Raw genomic sequence first — 710 nt, forward strand, 5'->3', positions numbered from 1 at the left:
TGATCCGGCTGGGGGACAATGTCAGGTGGGGAGTTTGACTGGGGCGGTCGCCTCCGAAAGGGTATCGGAGGCGCTCAAAGGTCCTCTCAGAATGGTCGGAAACCATTCGCAGAGTGCAAAGGCATAAGAGGGCTTGACTGCGACACCGACGGGTGGAGCAGGTACGAAAGTAGGACTTAGTGATCCGGTGGTATAAAGTGGGATTGCCATCGCTCAACGGATAAAAGCTACCCTGGGGATAACAGGCTTATCACTCCCAAGAGTTCACATCGACGGAGTGGTTTGGCACCTCGATGTCGGCTCATCGCATCCTGGGGCTGAAGTAGGTCCCAAGGGTTGGGCTGTTCGCCCATTAAAGCGGTACGCGAGCTGGGTTCAGAACGTCGTGAGACAGTTCGGTCCCTATCCGGCGTGGGCGTAGGATATTTGAGAGGAGCTGACCTTAGTACGAGAGGACCGGGTTGGACTGGCCGCTGGTGTATCTGTTGTTCTACCAAGAGCATAGCAGAGTAGCCAAGCCGGGAAGGGATAAACGCTGAAGGCATCTAAGCGTGAAGCCCCCCTCAAGATGAGATATCCCATAACGTCAAGTTAGTAAGACCCCTTGAAGACGACAAGGTAGATAGGACAGAGGTGGAAGTGCAGTAATGTATGGAGCTGACTGTTACTAATAGGTCGAGGGCATAACCAAACGGAATAGGTAATAGGAT

The 710-nt window shown here is 53.4% G+C and carries 1 rRNA gene; it reads left to right on the forward strand.

Features of this window, described 5'->3' with window-relative positions:
* Positions 1–691: ribosomal RNA gene (locus BUB85_RS00020) — 23S ribosomal RNA — on the forward strand; the annotation flags it as partial.
* Between the last annotated feature and the right edge of the window lie 19 nt (positions 692–710).

This window comes from Hespellia stercorisuis DSM 15480 (assembly GCF_900142165.1).
Lineage (GTDB): Bacteria > Bacillota > Clostridia > Lachnospirales > Lachnospiraceae > Hespellia > Hespellia stercorisuis.